Raw genomic sequence first — 17,061 nt, forward strand, 5'->3', positions numbered from 1 at the left:
GAGCATTTGAAATGTTGGCAACGTATTCCCTCAAGCTTCCCAAGGTGGTCTTCGGCGGCGAGGATTCGCTCGAGCAGCTCGCCGGCGTGCTCGAGAAGGAGGGCGCGCAAAAGGTGGCCGTCTTCACCGACCCGACGCTGCGCAAGCTGGGGCTCGTCGATCCCGTCCTGGCTGCCGTCAAGGCAGCCGGCGCCGAGGCCACGGTATACGACGACATCCCGGCAGAGCCCAGCTACGGCCAAGTGCAGGCCGTCGTCGACCAGGTGGCGGGCACCGGAGAGGACATCGTGGTGGCCGTGGGCGGCGGCTCGGTCATGGACACCGCCAAGCTCGCCTGCGTCTGCGCAGGCGCGGACTACACCGTCCACGACCTCCTGAGCGATCCCAAGCGCGCAAAGAAGCAGATTGCCTGCGTGGCCGTTCCCACCACGGCGGGCACGGGTGCCGAGGCAACCATCAACGCCATTGTGGCCGTCTCCGAGGACGAGGTGAAAATCGGCATTGTGAACGATGACATGATGCCCGATTACGTGCTTCTCGACGTGCGCATGATACAGAACCTCCCGCGCTCCATCGCCGCGGCCACCGGCCTTGACGCCATGTGCCACGCGATCGAGTGCTTCACCTGCAAGAAGGCGAACCCCTTCAGCGACATGTTTGCGCTGGAGGCCTTCGACCTCATCATCAACAACATCGAGCGCGCCTGCGACGACAAAGACGCGCTGGACGCCAAGCGCGCCATGCAGGTGGCTGCCCTCTACGGCGGCATCGCCATCACGGCTTCGGGCACCACGGCGGTACACGGCCTGTCCTACCCGCTGGGCGGCAAGTACCACGTGCCGCACGGCGTCTCCAATGCCATTCTCCTCTCGCCGGTCATGCACTTCAACGAGCCGGCCATCCGAGACAGGCTCGCCATCGCCTACGACCGCGCCATCAAGGGCGATGCCAAGACCGAGGAGGAGAAGTCCGCTGCCGTCATCGAGCGCATGGACCAGATCGTGAGCCACCTGGACATTCCCAAGACCTTGGATGCGCTGGGCGTCCACGACGCGTCCATCGATTGGCTGGCCGAGGCCGGCATCAAGCAGCAGCGCCTGCTTTCGAACAACAAGCGCGAGGTCACGCTCGAGGACGCAAAGGCGATCTACCGCCAGATCATGTAGGGAAGGCAAGCGAAGGAAGGACAGGGCAATGGTTGAGTTGAAGGGCATCATCGTTCCCATCGTCGCACCGATGAACGAGGACGAGTCGATCAACACCGACGAGCTGCGCCGCCAGGTTGACCGCCAGATAGATGCCGGCATTCACGGCATCTTCCCGTTCGGCACCAATGGTGAGGGCTACATTCTCAACTTCGACGAGAAGAAGAGGGTCCTTGAGACCGTTATCGATCAGGTAGCAGGACGTGTTCCCGTTTACGCCGGCACTGGTGCCATCTCCACGAAGGAGACCATCGAGCAGTGCAAGATGGCCGAGGCCGCAGGCGCCGACATCCTCTCCGTCATCACCCCGTGGTTCGCAAAGGCCAGCCAGCACGAGCTCTACGTCCACTACAAGACCGTCGCCGAGGCCGTGAAGACCCCTATCGTCTTGTACAACATCCCCGCTCGCACGGGCAACGCCATCGCCCCCGAGACCGTTGTCGAGCTGGCGAAGATTGACAACATCATGGGCGCCAAGGATTCCTCGGGCGATTGGGACAACCTGTCTGCCTACATCGAGGACACCAAGGGCATGGACTTCGGCGTTCTGTCCGGCAATGACTCTTTGATCCTCAAGGCCCTCAAGGCCGGCGCCAAGGGCGCTATTGCAGGATGCGCCAACGTGTATCCCAAGAACATGGTCGGCATCTATGAGAACTGGAAGAAGAGCGACCTCGAGGCCGCGCAGAAGTGCCAGGACGCTGTTGCTCCGCTGCGCGCATGCTTCAAGTACGGCAATCCCAACACCGTGGTGAAGGTGGCCGTGAATCTGCTTGGCTATCCCGTGGGCAAGTGTCGCGCGCCCTTCAACTACCTGCCCGAGGAGGGCATCGAGGCGCTCAAGAAGACGCTCGCTGACGACAAGGCGAAGGGGATGTGCTAATGGAGACGCGTCTGCCCATAGTTGGCATTACCATGGGCGATCCCGCGGGCAACGGCCCCGAGATCACGGTCAAGGCACTTTCCGATGCGACGCTCTATGACCGCTGCCGTCCGCTGGTGGTTGGCGACGCAAAAATGATCGAGCAGGCCAAGGCTTTCGTCGGACACCCTGAGATAAAGGTACATCCGGTAAGCTCCGTCGACGAGGCCCTCTTCGAAGCGGGCACCATCGATGTCTGCCACATGGACCTTGTGAAGGATGTCGCTTCCTTCAGGATCGGCGAGGTCTCTGCAGAGGGCGGTATGGCCGCGTTCGAGAGCGTCAAGAAGGTCATCGAGCTTGCCCTAGCTGGCGAGGTTGATGCCACGGTTACTAATGCCCTAAACAAGGAGGCCATGAACCTGGCCCTAGCCCCTAAGGGCATGCACTTTGACGGCCACACCGAGATCTATGCCACCTATACCCATACAAAAAGCTATGCAATGATGCTTGCCTGGCATGACTTCCGCGTTGTGCATGTATCCACTCACTGCTCGCTGCGCGAGGCATGCGACCGCGTCAAGAAGGACCGCGTGCTCGAGGTCATCGAGCTTGGCAACCAGGCCTGCCTCGATCTTGGCATCGAGAGGCCCCGCATTGCGGTGGCGGGCCTCAACCCCCACTGCGGCGAGCACGGGCTCTTTGGGACCGAGGAGGAGACCGAGATTGGTCCTGCCATCGAGGCTGCGAAGGCAGAGGGCATCAATGCGATTGGCCCCTGCCCGCCGGACTCCGTCTTCTCCGAGATGCGCGGCGGCTGGTATGACATGACGGTCTGCATGTACCACGACCAGGGCCACATCCCCACAAAGCTCCTCGGCTTTGTCTATGACCGTGACAAGCAGGCATGGAGGGCGGTCGAGGGCGTAAACGTCACGCTGGGCCTGCCCATCATCAGAACCTCCGTTGACCATGGCACGGGGTTCGCGCTCGTGGGCAAGGGGACCTCGAATGAGCTCTCCCTCGTGAACGCCATCGACTACGCGCTGCGGATGGCCAGGGGGAGGGCCGCCAGAAGCGACGGCTAGGCCGCGTGCGGGGGCTTTGACCCTTCGCCGGATATCACAACTCACTGCTTTGGAAGCGCGAGGATGCGTCCTCGCGAGGTGATGCGCTGCGAAAAAAGACAGCGCGAGGAAAGGAGAGGCGGAATGACTACTGCGATGGTTCTCGCCCTGGTCGTTCTTGTCGCCATGATTCTCATGATCATGTTCGACGTGCTTCCGTTTGGCCTGCCGCCCATAGCGGCATGCCTCCTGATCGTCGTGTTTGGCTTGGGAGGTGAGAACCCGATTGCCTACGCCTTTGCCGGCTTTACGAACTCGACGGTATGGATGCTGGCCTTCTTCATGGTGATCCTTGCAGCGATCCAGAAGACCTCCATCATCAACAAGGTCAAGGACGCGATGACCACGCTGGTCAACAAGGGCGGCTTCAAGAGCTACGTGCTGCTCCTTCTCGTGGTCATGCTTGGCGCCTCGGTGGTTGGCATGGGATCGACGGCGTTCTACGTGCTTATCTTCTCGCTCGTGGTGACCATGCCCTACAACGAGAAGCTCCCGGGATCCAAGCTCATGCTCCCGCTGGGCATCGCCTCGAACCATCCGCTGATCCCCATTAACGTCGCCCTCCAGTACGGTGTTGCCATTGCGGTTTTGGGTGCCTCTGGCCTGAGCGCTGACAGCCTGTCCATGGTGCAGTTCGGCATCGTGTCCTTCTTCCTGTCCATAGGCTTCCTGCTCTGGGCCATCATCGGCTACCGGTTCCTGCCCTCTCACCCCGTGGCCGCGCCCACGATCGAGAACAAGGAGGCACTCGAGGAGGGTGGCTCCACGCTGAGCAAGGCCCAGGAGAGCGTCACCATCCTTGCCTTTGTCGTCGCCATCATTGCCATGATGCTCGTCAACGTCATCGGCGCACTGTCCTACATCATCCCGGGCATCTGCGCCTTCGTGATGGTCATAGCGAAGGTCGTCGACTTCAACGAGTTCCGTGACAACCTGTTCTCGCCCATCATCCTCATGACCGCAGGTGTCATTCCCGTTGCCAACTGCCTGGCCGACACGGGCCTCTCCACGCTCGTCGGCAATACCGTCGCCGGTGCCTTGGGCACGGGAGTTCCCGCCTTCGTGGTGGTCTTCGTCTTCGCGCTCATCTGCTCCACCTTTGCCTGTTTCACTGGCTCTCAGGTTGGCATGGTCATGATCTTCGCCCCGCTGGCCATCTCCGTCTGCCAGGGTCTTGGCATCAACCCAATGGCTGCTGCCGTCGCCGTCACCCTCTCCGCTTGGAGCGGCCATTACATGCCAATCGACGGCCTGCCCGCCATGGCGTATGGCATGGGAAAGTACACCATGCCCGAGTTCTGGAAGTTCACCATCCCGCAGTACTTCGTCCGTCTGGTGTTCCTGACCGCTGGTGCCATGATTGTCTTTCCCGCGTAAGCCCGATGTGTCCTGGGGCACGTCCACCTTCGTGTGGGCGTGTCCTCTCGTCTTTGCGGTGACTCCCCGTCGGGAGTCCCGCATTCCTCAGTGAGGAGGCTCTATGGCAATCAAGACTCTGGACAGACTGACCCCCGACGGACAGGTCTACTACGACTCCGAGATGAGGCTGACCGAGGCCTTCGTGAACCCCGGTCCCTGGAAGACGGCGCATGGCCCGGGGCTGCTCGAGACCCGGGCGGGAACCATCCTCTGCTGCTGGTTTGCCGGAACCTACGAGGGCGACACCGACATCAACATCGTGGTCTCCCGCCTGGAGAGGGGCTCCGACCGATGGAGCGCGCCCGCATATATCAGCCACGATGACGACCGCTCCGACCAGAACCCCAGCCTGTTCCTGGCCCCCAGCGGCGAGATATGGTGCATGTACACCTCGCAGCAGGGCCGTCAGCCCGGCAAGGACAACATGCAGTACACCGCCCAGGTGAAGCGTCAGGTGTCTACGGACGATGGTCTCACCTGGAGCGAGCCGGAGATCGTGTTCGCCGAGGAGGGCACCTTTGCCCGGCAGGCCATCCAGATTCTCTCCAACGGTCGCTGGATCTATGGCAACTGGCTGTGCACGGACTCCGCGTCGGCGCTGGCCGGGGATCCCTCCGCCTTCCAGGTCTCCGACGACGAGGGCATGACCTGGCGTCAGGTGATGGTCCCCGAGTCCGCCGGTCGCGTGCACCCCACCGTGGTGGAGCTTGAGGACGGACATCTGGTGGCCTTCATGCGCTCCCGGCAGGCGGACTGGATCTATCGCAGCGAGTCCCTTGACTATGGCGACACCTGGACCATACCCGTGCCCACGGAGCTTCCCAACAACAACTCGGGCATCGGTGCCCTCAAGCTGGCAAGCGGGCGAATCGCCCTCGTCTACAACCACTCCCAGGCACCGCAGTCGTACGGCGACAAGGGCGCCTGGCCGGGCCTGCGCTGTCCCGTCTCCATCGCGCTCTCCGAGGACGGCGGCAAGACCTTCCCGCTCATCCGCCACATCGAGCGCGGCCAGGGCTACGTGGGCGACGAGAACCGCTCCAACAACATGCAGTACGAGTACCCCACCATCATCCAGGCGGCCGACGGTATGCTCCACGTGGCGTATGCCTACGAGACCCGCAGGGGCGTCAAGTGGGTGAGGCTCTCCGAGCAGGACGTCATGGGCGAGAAGCGAGGCGCGAGCACCTACAACCCCACCTCCGGCGAGGTAGGGGCGCACTAGGAGACCAGGGCCCTGGCGCCCGACGTTGGACACGACGAAAGGGGAATTCATGATCTACGATGGCATGGCGGTCATCGATCGCTACAAGGGCTTCTCGAAGGGGCTTGACGCTCTCATCGACTGGCTCGCGGAGAACGACTACCGAACGCTCGAGGCGGGCAGGCACGAGATCTTTGGCGACGGGGTGTTCGCCAACGTGCAGAACACCAAGACCCGCACCTACGGCAACGCCCACTACGAGGTGCATCACCGCTACATGGACCTGCAGGTGGACGTGGATGGCAACGAGCGCTTCTTCGTGACCTCCGGCCCCGTCGATGCCTGCGAGCCCTTCGACGAGGAGAAGGACAAGCAGTACGTGGACGCCGCAGCCGATAACGGCGACGAGATCGAGGGCACGCTCGAGAAGGGCCACTTCGCGCTCTTCGTGGCGGGCGAGCCCCACATGCCCAACGTCATCTGCGCCACGACTGGTCCGGCGGCCATCAAGAAGATCTGCTTCAAGATCCTCACGGACGAGTTCTGGGACGAGGGCTAGGCCCTGGCGGAGAGGATTGTCGGATTCTCTTGACAATCCTCTCTCAAAATATAAAGTTGTCGAGTCTAGTCGACATTTTTGAGTCTGATAGACTGATTGTCGAGAGGAATCGACAATTTGGAGGCGAGAGATGGGGCAGGGATACATAGGCCGCCCTCATTACGAGGAGCTTCTCGAGGCACACAGGGACACAGACGACATCAAGGTCATGACCGGCGTGCGTCGCTGCGGGAAGTCCACCCTCATGGAGGCCTTCGCCCATCGCATGGAGGAGCAGGTGGGGCCGGCCAACGTGTTCTATCGCCGCATGGATGCGCTTGGGATTCCTCTCTCTCCCGATGCCGCTTGGCTCGAGCGCGAGGTGTCCGATGCGCTTGCCCATTCGGACTCGTCCAAGAAGCTCTACGTCTTCCTCGACGAGGTGCAGGAGGTTGCGGAATGGGAGAAGGTGGTGCGTCGCCTGCACACGCAGCCGCAGGCGGATGTCTACATCACCGGGTCGAACGCCCACGTGCTCTCATCGGACCTCGCGACGCTGCTGGGCGGTCGCTATGTGACCATCCGCGTCTACCCGCTGTCGTTCGCGGAGTTCTGTGAGTTCTCCCATACCTGCGGTGTCGAGTTTGCCAGCCGGGAGGCCCTGTTCGCCTCGTATGTTCGCTACGGGGGCATGCCCGCCCAGTTTGGTCTGCCCGAGAGGGACGAGAGGCGCCTCCTCGAGCTTCTGTCCGCCATCTATGACACGGTCATCCTGAATGACGTCGCCATGCACACGCGCATCGGCGACCTCGATCTCCTGTCCAAGCTCGTGCGCTACGTGTTTTCCACCTCGGGAAGCCTCTTCTCCACGCGCAATATCGTGAATGCCCTGGTGAGTGTCGGCAGAAAGACGAGTGTGGACACGGTGGACAACTACCTGCGGGCGCTCATGGATGCCTACATCCTAGGGGAGTGCGAGCAGGTTGGGTTGGCGGGCAAGCAGATCCTGAGACCGCAGAGGAAGTTCTATCCCGTGGACAACGGCCTGCGCAACCTCATGACGAGCTTCTCGCCCTCAGGCTTTGGTGCCCAGCTCGAATGTGTGGTGTTCAACGAGCTTGTGCGCCGTGGGTATCAGGTGGAGGTAGGGACCCTGCACCGCGGGGAGATTGACTTCGTGGCGCAGCGGTCCGCGGAGCGCCAATACATCCAGGTGTGCGAGGCGCTTTCCGGGCAGGAAACCTACGAGCGAGAGCTCGCTCCCTTCAGGGGCCTGCCCGACTCGTTCCCCTGCCTCCTGCTCACGCTCGACGATTTCCACACGGGGACGACGGAAACGGGGGTGCGGATCGTGAACCTCATCGATTGGCTGCTCGAGTAGGGAGTGGCTCTGCCCGTCACGCACGAGGAGCGGCCTCCGGTCGCCTTGCGATAGTATGTGTCAGGAAAGGTGCTTGGCACGGCAACCTTGGTGAGCCCTTGCCCCTCCTGGGGAATTACGATCGGGCATCAATCTGCCAGGCATGCGAGCTTGGCGGCCTCCCGGCCGCCCATGACCCAGGAGGAAAGAATTGAAGGAGTACCTGCAGGAGTCCGCGCAAGTCGTCAAGGACGTCGCGTCTGACGACACCTATGGCCTGGCCTCGGAGGAGGCGGCGGCGCGTCTCCAGAAGAACGGCCCCAACAAGCTCAAGGAGGCCGAGAGGGACCCGCTCTGGAAGCGCTTCTTCTCGCAGATGGCCGACCCGATGATCATCATGCTCATCGTGGCTGCGGTCATTTCGGCCCTCACGAGCCTGGCCCAGGGCGAGGCGGACTTCGCCGACGTGATCATCATCTGCTTCGTCGTCGTGGTGAACGCCGTCCTTGGCGTCGTGCAGGAGTCCAAGGCCGAGGAGGCCCTGGCGGCGCTCCAGGAGATGTCTGCCGCCCAGAGTAAGGTCGTGCGTGGGGGCAAGGTTTTCACCGTCCCATCCTCCGAACTCGTCGTTGGCGACCTCGTGGTCCTTGAGGCCGGCGACTCCGTCCCCGCTGACTGCCGCATCATCGAGAGCGCCTCGATGAAGATCGAGGAGGCCGCCCTCACGGGGGAGTCCGTGCCGGTTAACAAGGCTGCCACGGTTCTCGACGTGCTCGAGGAGGGCAAGGACGTCCCTCTCGGCGACCGCAAGAACATGTGCTACATGGGCTCCACCGTAGTCTACGGCCGTGGCCGCGCCGTCGTGGTGGCAACGGGCATGGACACCGAGATGGGCAAGATCGCCGATGCCCTCACGCGTGCCGAAGACGAGGAGACGCCCCTCCAGAAGAAGCTCGACGAGCTGTCCAAGATACTGTCGGCCCTCTGCATCATCATCTGCGCCCTGGTCTTCGTTGTCACCTGGCTCAAGCATGGCATGGGCTTCTTCGACAACATGACGCTCGTCCTCAGCACGTTCATGGTGGCCGTCTCGCTTGCCGTCGCCGCCATCCCCGAGGGCCTTGCGGCCGTCGTGACCATCGTGCTCTCCATCGGCGTCACCAAGATGAGTCAGCACAACGCCATCATCCGCAAGCTCTCCGCCGTCGAGACGCTCGGCTGCACCCAGGTCATCTGCTCCGACAAGACCGGAACCCTCACGCAGAACAAGATGACGGTCGTGCGCCACTTCACCGAGGACCAGGATCGTCTCGTGCGCTGCATGGCCCTCTGCTCCGACGCCAAGTGGGACGCGGCCCACGAGGACGCCGTGGGCGAGCCCACCGAGGCCGCCCTTGTGGCCGATGCCGCCAAGCTTGGCTTCACCTCGGATGACCTCGACTCTGCCAACCCGCGCGTGGGGGAGGCGCCCTTCGACTCGGGCCGCAAGATGATGTCTGTGGTCAACAAGGCGCCGGATGGCAACTACATACAGCACACCAAGGGTGGCCCCGACGTCATTCTCGCCCGCTGCACCATGGTCCACACCGCAAACGGCGACGTTCCCCTCACCGACGAGTGGCGCCAGCGCATCATGGAGGCCAACAAGGCCATGGCAGACGATGCGCTTCGCGTGATGGCTGCCGCGCGCGTGAACTACGGCAAGACGGCGCCCGCGGACTTCTCGCCCGAGGCGCTTGAGCACGACATGACCTTCCTCGGCCTCTGTGGCATGATTGACCCGGTTCGTCCCGAGGTCAAGCAGGCCGTGGCCGAGTCCCACTCCGCCGGCATGCGCGTTGTCATGATCACGGGCGACCACATCGATACGGCCGTTGCCATTGCGAAGGAGCTGGGCATCATCGTCGACCGCTCGCAGGCAATTACCGGCTCCGAGCTCGACCGCATGTCCGACGAGGAGTTTGCGAAGGGCATCGGCAACTATGGCGTGTATGCCCGCGTCCAGCCCGAGCACAAGACCCGCATCGTCAACACGTGGCGGAAGCTGGGCAAGGTCGTTGCCATGACCGGCGACGGCGTGAACGACGCCCCGTCCATCAAGCGCGCCGACATCGGCGTGGGCATGGGCATCACCGGCACCGACGTCACCAAGAACGTGGCCGACATGGTGCTTGCCGACGACAACTTCGCAACGATCATCAACGCCTGCGAAGAGGGCCGTCGCATCTATGACAACATCAGGAAGTCGATTGCCTTCCTGCTCTCCTCCAACCTTGCCGAGGTCATCTCGGTCTTCGTGGCGTCGCTCATCGGCTTCACCATCCTCGAGCCGACGCACCTTCTGTGGCTCAACCTCATCACGGACTGCTTCCCCGCGCTTGCCATGGCAATGGAGGAGGCCGAGCCCGGCATCATGGAGCGCGAGCCTCGCAGTGCCGACGATGGCATCTTTGCCAACGGCATGGGGCTTGACTGCCTGGTCCAGGGGACGTTCATCGGCGTCCTCACGCTCACCTCGTACTTCATTGGCCTGAACATCGAGGGTGTGCCCCTGGCATCCGTGCTGTCTGGTGTCAACAAGGGCCTCGACGGCATGACCATGGCCTTCCTCACGCTCTCGATGGTCGAGATGTTCCATTCGTTCAACATGCGCAGCCGTCGTCAGTCCATCTTCAAGCTGCCCACCCAGAACAAGTGGCTGTGGGCTGCGTTCGCAGCCTCGCTCGTCCTCACCTTCGTGGTCATCGAGACCCCGCTTGCGCAGGCCTTCGACTTCGCCGAGATCAACGCCTACGAGTACGGCATTGCCATGCTGCTTGCGGCCGCTATCATTCCGCTGGTGGAGATTTACAAGGCCATCATGCGTGCGGTCGAAAAGAACAAGGCGTAGCTGTCCATGGGGAAGCGCGCGCCAAAGAAGGGCTCCCAGAGGGGTTCTCGCAAGCGCAGCATCCCGAGAGCCGGCAGGTCCCAGCAGGGCCTGCCGGCCCCCTCTTCCCTTGCGGACCTGCCTGCCTTCTCTGAGCTGTCGGCATCCGAACGGCAGAAAAGCGCCTTTGGCAAGGCGGCGGCCTCGGCTTCGAGAGCTTTGGGCTGCGATATCGACGAGCTGGCGCTTGGATGTGTGGTGCGCCTGGACCGAGGCTTTCCCGCCGTGGTGACCGAGGACGCATGCTTCCGCGCGGAGTTCTCGGCGCACCTCACCAAGGGCAAGGACTCGCGCGTTGCTGTGGGGGACTGGGTCCTGGCGCGCGTGCCAGCCGGACACGATATGGGCCTCATCCTTGAGATTCTTCCGCGCGAGAGCGACATCGCCCGTTGGAGGGGAGGGTCTCGTGGCGAACGGCAGACGCTTGCCGCAAACGTGGACGTGGTCCTTGTCGTCCAGCAGCTGGGCTCTGCGCCCATCTCATGCGAGAGGGTCGCTCGCTCTGCCGTGATTGCGCGCGACTGCGGCGCGAGGGTCGCCGTTGTCCTCACGAAGGCCGACCGGGCATCGAGCGACGTGCTGGCAGAAGACGTTGCGGCTGTGCATGACGTTTTGGGCGAGGGCTGCAGCCTGGTCATGACCTCCTCGGAGGGCGGGATAGGGGCAGAGCGTGCCGAGAAGGACGCGGGGGCTCTCGGCATTGCCTGGGGGCCTTGCGTCGTGCGCTCGCTCGTGCCTGCGGGAACCGTCGCCATCGTGTTGGGGGAGTCTGGTGCTGGCAAGTCTACGCTGCTCAATGCCCTTCTCGGGCACGACGTGCTTGCGACCGGTGCCGTACGCGGGTCAGATGACGCGGGACGGCATACAACGGTTGCGCGTCGCATGGTCTCGGTGCCGGGCGGTGGGGTGATCGTGGACGAGCCAGGGCTGAGGAGCCTTCCCATCGTGGGCCACGAGCGTGGACTTGCGGCGGTGTTTCCTGAGGTCGCGGATGCTGCGAAGGGTTGCCGCTTCTGCGACTGCACGCACATGCACGAGCCGGGATGCCGTGTGCGTGGGCTGCTCTCCGCAGGCCAGATTTCGAAGCGTCGCTACGATGCGTATGTGGCGCTTGCCGCTGAGATGCGCGAGAGCGCTCGTACTCTCGACCCGGATATTGTGCTGTAGCTCGTGTCTTGCTGCAGCTAACGGGTTTTTCAACACTGTTGCGGCAGCGCTGCGTGACATCAGGGGCACGCGCAGGACACCCCCTTTTGGCAGAGGGTCCTCCTGAGGCTTGCACACAATTCCTTCATACCTTGAAACAGGGGCTGCGGGCTGCCCGGATGGTCTCCGTAGCCCGTTTGTGTGGCGATGCCGATGCCTTTGCCTGATAACACGAAATCGATTTTGCGCATGGCGTTATTCCCGCAATAACAATCATATGTGCCAGCTGGCTGCAAGAAAGGTGTCCGTAACCGGCCGCTCTTTCTTGGAAGGGCAGCAGCCCAGGGTTTTCCCCACGGGACAATTGTCCCAGCCCATTACGTTGGCGAAGGGAAGGGGGAGCCCATGTCACGCCGCTTCAAGACCTTGCTCTCTGGCGCGTTTGCCGTGCTTGCCGTCGTGCTGTGCCTTGCGTACGGGGAGAGCGTGCGGGCCGAGGAGGAGACGCGTCGCCAGGAGGCGCTCACGCGCTACGGCGGCGAGGTGGTGAGCCTCGTGGTGGCAACGAGCGAGCTCGATGAGGGACAGGTCGTGTCTGCGGGCGACGTGGCCCGGAGGGATTGGGTCTCAGACCTCGTGCCCGAGGGTGCCATCACGAATCTGGATGACGTCGTGGGCAGGCGGGTCACGGTTGCTGTGGCCTCAGGCGCGCCGCTCACGCAGCTCAACTTTAGGGAGACGGCTGCTGCCGTCGATGTCCCCTCGGGCATGATAGCAGTCTCCATTCCCATGGCCGACAAGCTCGGCGTGGGTAAGGGCGTGGTTGCGGGCGACCGTCTCGTTGCCTACCGGATTGTCGAGGGCACCGCCACTGTGCTTGCCAGGGAGGTCTCGGTGCTCTCCATCCCCGAGGGCGCAAAGTCGCTCTCATCGGGAACCCAGACCATGACCGTGGCACTTGCGCCTGCAGACGTCTCTGCCGTGCTGGCAGCGTCTACCGAGGGAAGCCTGAGGTTTGGCCTGCCCGCGGATGACGTACAGACGGTGGACGTAGGCACGTCCTCCGCTCCTACTAAGGTTGACCAGGAGGTGAGCCAGTAGTGGGACATGCCTGGAGCGTTCTCTGCCCGCCCGAGGAGCGAGCAGAAATGATTGCGGCACTCGAGTCGATAGATTCCCAGATGGACTGCGAGTTCGCCAAGGATGCCGAAGAGCTGCGGCAGCGTGTGGCGTCATCCGGGCGAGGCGAGAGGTCTGCTCTTATCGGCCTCACCAGAAGCGGGGTCTCCGACGTGAACCTTGCGGCTGCCGTCGTGTCTGACGGAAATGCCGAGAAGGTCGTGCTTGCGCTGAGGTCTCCCTCGGGGTCGCTTAGGTCTCGTGCCGCCCGTGCTGGTGTCGACCATGTCATCGACCTGGACGACGTTGTCCCATCGTCGTCTGCGGAGAAGGGCGTTGCGTCGGTTCCGGGGCCTTTGTCGGAATGTGATGGGGGTCGCGTCTCGGTGGCTCCGGGGCCGGCGCCAACGCTCAGCCGGGTGCATGCCCCCATCCTCACGTTCTGCTCAGGGAGAGGGGGCGTAGGAAAGACGTCGGTCGTGGCCTGCGCCGTAGCGGCGGCTGCCTCGTGGGGCATGCGGGTGGAGGCGGTGGACCTAGACCTCTCCTGCGGAAACCTCTATGCATCGCTGGGCCTTGCGAGAGGGACGGATATTTCGCGCCTCTCGGTGGATGACCTTGGAGATTCGGAACGACTGGGGAGGCTTGGCTCCCCCTGCGGCGAGCGCGTTCACGTGTGGGGGCCCTGCGAACGGCCCGAGACGTCGGAGCTTGCCGCGGCAGTTGTGCCGAGGCTGCTGGCTGCCCTTGTACGCAACTCTGACCTTGTTCTCGTTGACACGTCGCCCACATTCTCGGATGCGGTGGCGCTAGCCGTGCGCGAGAGCGACCGCGTGGTGCTCGTCCACGACAGGAGACCGGGCTCTCTGGCATCTCTTGCACGGACGAGTGGCCTGGCAGTGCGCTTGGGGGTTGCACGCACGCGCATCGCTCGACTGGAGAACCGAGTGAACGTGCGAGACAGGACAGACCAGGCGTTTGGCCGGGCAGAGGTGGGGCTTGAGGCCGCTCGCGCCTTCAGCGTGCTTGAGGGTGGCGACGAGGTTGCGGACTACCTGGGATACGGGGATGCCGCTGGCCTTCTGGAGGTGGGCTCCCCGTTTGCGGAGTCGGTCGCCGCCTGCGTGGCGCAGCTCCTCCAGGAGCTTGGGGCGCTCCCCGAGGCCGAGGGGGCGCAGCGTGCGGCGGAAGGCCTTGCTCCGCGGCGCAAGAGGTTCTTTGGGAGAAGGAGGGAGGCGGTCTAGGTGTCTGTACTCGATATGGTCCGTGAGGAGGAAGCGCGACGTGGGACTGTCGCCCCAGACGTGCGTGACCTTCGCTTCCAGCGGCAGTGCCTCAAGTCTGCCCTGGTTGAGCGGCTGGGGCTTACCACCATTGCCTCGATGCTCTCCGCGACGGACGTCGCCCAGGCGCGCTCCGCGCTTGCCGTGACCTGCAATGCAATCATCAATACTGGTGGCTATGAGGGGCTCTCGCAGGAAGACCTCGCGCACCTGGTGCGCCAAGTGACAGACGAGATATGTGGTCTTGGCCCCATCCAGCCCCTCCTCGAGGACGAAGGTGTCTCCGAGATAATGATCAATGGCTGCGACGCACTGTTCTACGAGCGCGATGGCGAGGTCTTCTCGGCACCGGCGATCTTCGACTCGCCCGAGCAGATCATGATCGTGGTCGATCGCATCCTCGCGCCCCTGGGGCGACGCCTTGACCGCAGCAGCCCTATCGTGAATGCACGGCTTGCCAACGGCGACCGCGTGAATGCGGTGGCGGACTCGGTTGCCATAGGCGGCCCGGTGGTCACTATCAGGCGGTTTTCCAACCGCATCACGTCCTTGGATACGCTGGTTGAACTCGGGTCGCTTCCTGCGTGGTACGCGCAGCTCCTGCGTTGGGCCGTGAGGACGCGTCGAGGGATTGCTGTGGCAGGTGGCACGGGATCTGGCAAGACCACGCTTCTCAATGCCCTTTCCTGCGAGATAGACCCGGGCGAGAGGATCGTGACCATCGAGGATTCCGCCGAGCTGCGCTTCGACGCACATCCGGACGTGGTAAGCCTCGAGGCGAGGGGTGCCTCCATCGAGGGCTCTGGCGAGGTCACCATTCGTGACCTGGTCAAGAACTCCCTGCGTATGCGGCCCGACCGCATTGTGGTGGGCGAGGTGCGTGGCGAGGAGTGCGTGGACATGCTCGCCGCAATGACCACGGGACACGACGGCTCGATGACCACGCTGCATGCCGGTACTGCCGAGGAGGCGGTGCTCCGCCTGGTGCTCATGGCGCGCTTTGGGATGGATTTGCCTGCCGACATCATCGAGGAGCAGATCGCCTCGGCGCTCGACCTCATCGTGATGTCGCGGCGGTCACCAGATGGCATGCGGTTCATCACCTCGACCCACGAGGTTGGGTGGTCGCGCGAGGAGAAGGCCGTCGACCTTGGGGAATGCGTCTCGTTTGATGTTGCGGAGAGAACTTGGGCGCTCGTTCGCGAGCCAGAGTTCGTAGGGCAAGGGGTGAGCGACGGAATTCTCGACGAAGGTGAGGTGGAACAATGGAGGTCGTCCTGCCGCTGATGGCGGCGGTCTGCTCGTTCGTAGCGACGCGCGTGCTTGTTGCGAGCGGGGAAAGGGATGCCAAGACCCTAGTGTCGCGGATGCACAGGTCGTTCGAGCGCTGGGCTGCTCGACGTCTTGAGTCTCTTGGGCGAAGCAGGGTGGTAGCGGCCCTTCTCGAGGGTGAAGACTGGAGCGAGGCCTCTCGTGCCCTTGCCGGGTTGTCTCATGAGGGTCAGCCAACCCTGCGCCGAGAGTCTGCATGTGCCGCACTTCTCGTCGCCGGCATTGGAATCGCGTGCGTGGGAGGGATCCTCTTCCTGTCCCCAGTCTCGGCACTTGCCCTCGCCGTTTCCGAGCGGGTCGCACTTTCCGTGTGGCGTTCGTCGCTCAGCCGCCGTCGAGCGCACGAGATTTCCCAGGAGATGCCGGGCGTGTTCCGGACGCTCTCCGTTGCCCTTGGCGCTGGTCAGACCCTTGCCCAGGCCATCGAGTACGTGGGGTCCCATGGGCATGGGCCGGTTGCGGCAGGCTTTGCGTCTGCGTCGCTTGGCCTTCGTTGTGGCGAGTCCACAGAGGATGTGCTCGAGGCGCTCTCGAACAAGCTTGAGGCGCCGGGGATGGGACTTCTCACCACCGCGCTTGTGATATCGCATCGAACGGGAAGTCCCCTGCGTGACTTGCTCTCGCGCTCGGCTGCCCTCGTCGAGCGCCAGGGGGAGTTCGAGCGCGAACTCGAGGTGAAGACGGCCCAGGTGAGGCTCTCTGCACGCATCGTGTGCGGTCTTCCGTTTCTCATGGTGGCACTGCTCGCCATCATCTCGCCGGACTTCCAACGGGGTCTCGTCTCACCTGTGGGCATGGGCAGCGTCACTCTGGCGGCCTTCCTTGATGCGCTTGCCGTCTTCGTCATTCGGCGGCTCATGGGGACGGTGCTCTGATGGCCGGCTTTGCGTTGGTGGTGGCGAGCGCATCGTGTGCCGTGCTTGCGGGGCTTGTGCCCACCCTTGGCGTACGTGGCGGTTCTGTTCGAAACGCGTCGCTTGCGGATGGTATCGACCGATTCCTGACCGACGCGCACGCGTGGCTTCGCGCCATTCCTGCCGTACGCGTGGCGAGGGAGCGAGACGCGCTTGCACGCAGGAGATCGGCCTGCCTGCACGAGATGCCCGTGCTGATCGATGTCCTTACGCTGGGGCTCTTTGCGGGTCTCTCGTTTGACGCCTCGCTGTCGCTCTACTGCGACCGCTACCAGACGGAACTGTCGCAGGCATTTTCGGAGGCGATGCTCAGCTGGAGGATGGGTGTCAGGAGCAGAGAGGAGGTGCTTGAGGACATGGCTCGTGAGCTGGGCGTTGATGCGCTTGCACGATTCGCGACGGTCGTGGGGGAGTCGCTCGCCTTTGGCTCGCCGCTTGCGGCGGCGCTCGAGGTGCAGGCGAGGGCGATTCGGGACGAGCAGCGTGCGCAGGTGGAGGAGGAGATCGAAAAGACGCCGGTCAAGATGCTCATCCCCTTGGGCGTCCTTGTCGTTCCGGCGATGCTTCTCGCGATTCTGGGGCCGCTTCTTGCTTCGGCGGCCTCGTTTGGAAGGTAGCCAGTG

The 17,061-nt window shown here is 63.3% G+C and carries 14 protein-coding genes; all 14 read left to right on the forward strand.

Annotation, left to right across the window (positions count from 1 at the left end):
• The first annotated feature begins 11 nt into the window (after positions 1-11).
• On the forward strand, positions 12-1,166 hold the full coding sequence (locus E0E00_RS12955) for an iron-containing alcohol dehydrogenase (protein ID WP_130812959.1): 1,155 nt from the start codon (positions 12-14) through the stop codon (positions 1,164-1,166).
• Between the two features lie 28 nt (positions 1,167-1,194).
• A complete protein-coding gene (dapA, locus tag E0E00_RS12960) occupies positions 1,195-2,088 on the forward strand; it encodes a 4-hydroxy-tetrahydrodipicolinate synthase (RefSeq protein WP_130812960.1) in 894 nt (297 codons plus the stop codon).
• Positions 2,088-3,155, forward strand: a complete 1,068-nt coding sequence (gene pdxA / locus E0E00_RS12965; RefSeq protein ID WP_130812961.1) for a 4-hydroxythreonine-4-phosphate dehydrogenase PdxA — start codon at positions 2,088-2,090, stop codon at positions 3,153-3,155. Before dapA ends, pdxA begins: the two co-directional genes overlap by 1 nt.
• A gap of 123 nt (positions 3,156-3,278) precedes the next feature.
• Positions 3,279-4,571 (forward strand): SLC13 family permease, encoded by a 1,293-nt coding sequence (locus E0E00_RS12970; protein WP_130812962.1) that lies wholly within the window; start codon positions 3,279-3,281, stop codon positions 4,569-4,571.
• 103 nt (positions 4,572-4,674) lie between these two features.
• Entirely contained in the window at positions 4,675-5,838 is a 1,164-nt protein-coding gene (locus E0E00_RS12975; protein ID WP_130812963.1) for an exo-alpha-sialidase, read from the forward strand.
• Positions 5,839-5,887: 49 nt separating this feature from the next.
• Positions 5,888-6,376, forward strand: a complete 489-nt coding sequence (locus tag E0E00_RS12980) for a YhcH/YjgK/YiaL family protein (protein WP_130812964.1) — start codon at positions 5,888-5,890, stop codon at positions 6,374-6,376.
• Between the two features lie 130 nt (positions 6,377-6,506).
• A complete protein-coding gene (locus E0E00_RS12985; RefSeq protein ID WP_130812965.1) occupies positions 6,507-7,736 on the forward strand; it encodes an ATP-binding protein in 1,230 nt (409 codons plus the stop codon).
• Positions 7,737-7,926: 190 nt separating this feature from the next.
• Positions 7,927-10,605 (forward strand): cation-translocating P-type ATPase, encoded by a 2,679-nt coding sequence (locus E0E00_RS12990; protein ID WP_130812966.1) that lies wholly within the window; start codon positions 7,927-7,929, stop codon positions 10,603-10,605.
• Positions 10,606-10,611: 6 nt separating this feature from the next.
• Entirely contained in the window at positions 10,612-11,811 is a 1,200-nt protein-coding gene (locus tag E0E00_RS12995; protein ID WP_130812967.1) for a ribosome small subunit-dependent GTPase A, read from the forward strand.
• Positions 11,812-12,195: 384 nt separating this feature from the next.
• Positions 12,196-12,891 (forward strand): Flp pilus assembly protein CpaB, encoded by a 696-nt coding sequence (locus tag E0E00_RS13000; RefSeq protein WP_130812968.1) that lies wholly within the window; start codon positions 12,196-12,198, stop codon positions 12,889-12,891.
• A 47-nt stretch (positions 12,892-12,938) separates the two neighbouring features.
• The gene (locus tag E0E00_RS13005; protein WP_130812969.1) at positions 12,939-14,153 is read left to right on the forward strand and encodes a hypothetical protein; all 1,215 of its coding nucleotides are present in this window, start codon (positions 12,939-12,941) and stop codon (positions 14,151-14,153) included.
• Positions 14,154-15,479: a CpaF family protein gene (locus tag E0E00_RS13010; RefSeq protein ID WP_242622272.1), complete on the forward strand. Its 1,326-nt coding sequence runs from the start codon at positions 14,154-14,156 to the stop codon at positions 15,477-15,479.
• Positions 15,458-16,399 (forward strand): type II secretion system F family protein, encoded by a 942-nt coding sequence (locus E0E00_RS13015; RefSeq protein ID WP_242622273.1) that lies wholly within the window; start codon positions 15,458-15,460, stop codon positions 16,397-16,399. Before E0E00_RS13010 ends, E0E00_RS13015 begins: the two co-directional genes overlap by 22 nt.
• Positions 16,399-17,055 carry a type II secretion system F family protein gene (locus E0E00_RS13020; RefSeq protein WP_130812970.1) on the forward strand — a complete coding sequence of 219 codons (657 nt, stop codon included), beginning with the start codon at positions 16,399-16,401 and terminating at the stop codon, positions 17,053-17,055. Before E0E00_RS13015 ends, E0E00_RS13020 begins: the two co-directional genes overlap by 1 nt.
• Positions 17,056-17,061: the final 6 nt, after the last annotated feature.

Origin of the sequence: Olsenella sp. Marseille-P4559 (assembly GCF_900605015.1) — a bacterium.
GTDB lineage: Bacteria > Actinomycetota > Coriobacteriia > Coriobacteriales > Atopobiaceae > Tractidigestivibacter.

Bases quoted from the DNA above. Each gene is read 5' to 3' on its own strand.
- E0E00_RS12955 (WP_130812959.1), top strand. From the start codon at position 12: ATGTTGGCAACGTATTCCCTCAAGCTTCCCAAGGTGGTCTTCGGCGGC.
- dapA (WP_130812960.1), top strand. From the start codon at position 1,195: ATGGTTGAGTTGAAGGGCATCATCGTTCCCATCGTCGCACCGATGAAC.
- E0E00_RS12985 (WP_130812965.1), top strand. From the start codon at position 6,507: ATGGGGCAGGGATACATAGGCCGCCCTCATTACGAGGAGCTTCTCGAG.
- E0E00_RS12975 (WP_130812963.1), top strand. From the start codon at position 4,675: ATGGCAATCAAGACTCTGGACAGACTGACCCCCGACGGACAGGTCTAC.
- E0E00_RS12980 (WP_130812964.1), top strand. From the start codon at position 5,888: ATGATCTACGATGGCATGGCGGTCATCGATCGCTACAAGGGCTTCTCG.
- E0E00_RS13015 (WP_242622273.1), top strand. From the start codon at position 15,458: ATGGAGGTCGTCCTGCCGCTGATGGCGGCGGTCTGCTCGTTCGTAGCG.
- E0E00_RS13020 (WP_130812970.1), top strand. From the start codon at position 16,399: ATGGCCGGCTTTGCGTTGGTGGTGGCGAGCGCATCGTGTGCCGTGCTT.
- E0E00_RS13005 (WP_130812969.1), top strand. From the start codon at position 12,939: ATGATTGCGGCACTCGAGTCGATAGATTCCCAGATGGACTGCGAGTTC.
- E0E00_RS13000 (WP_130812968.1), top strand. From the start codon at position 12,196: ATGTCACGCCGCTTCAAGACCTTGCTCTCTGGCGCGTTTGCCGTGCTT.
- E0E00_RS12970 (WP_130812962.1), top strand. From the start codon at position 3,279: ATGACTACTGCGATGGTTCTCGCCCTGGTCGTTCTTGTCGCCATGATT.
- E0E00_RS12995 (WP_130812967.1), top strand. From the start codon at position 10,612: ATGGGGAAGCGCGCGCCAAAGAAGGGCTCCCAGAGGGGTTCTCGCAAG.
- pdxA (WP_130812961.1), top strand. From the start codon at position 2,088: ATGGAGACGCGTCTGCCCATAGTTGGCATTACCATGGGCGATCCCGCG.